This window comes from Aquitalea sp. ASV11, from assembly GCF_016429185.1.
Taxonomy (GTDB): domain Bacteria; phylum Pseudomonadota; class Gammaproteobacteria; order Burkholderiales; family Chromobacteriaceae; genus Aquitalea; species Aquitalea pelogenes.
This window is the reverse complement of sequence record NZ_JAELUD010000210.1, coordinates 1-323: the sequence shown is the minus strand read 5'-3', so window position 1 is coordinate 323 and position 323 is coordinate 1. Positions and strand designations below refer to the sequence as shown.

The window sequence follows — 323 nt, the reverse complement described above, 5'->3', positions numbered from 1 at the left end:
GCCCAGATTGATGCCGCTGTCAAAGGCATAGTCCAGCCAGGCGGTGGCCTTGTGTGCCGGTGCCAGATACGGCGTCTTGCCCTGGTTGCTGCCTTCGGTCACTTCCATGTCGGTATAGGTGTAGCCCTGTCTCTTATACACATCTGACGCTGCCGACGAACAGTAAGATGTGGGGGGGGGGGGGGGGGGGGGGGGGGTGAGGGGGGGGGGGGGGGGGGGGGGGGGGGGGGGGGGGGGGGGGGGGGGGGGGGGGGGGGGGGGGGGGGGGGGGGGGGGGGGGGGGGGGGGGGGGGGGGGGGGGGGGGGGGGGGGGGGGGGGGGGG

1 protein-coding gene is annotated in these 323 nt (G+C 76.5%); it reads right to left on the bottom strand.

The features are described from left to right. Positions 1-323, bottom strand: a 323-nt coding sequence (locus tag JHD62_RS21770) for a hypothetical protein (protein ID WP_199104624.1), incomplete at both ends; no start/stop codon positions are given.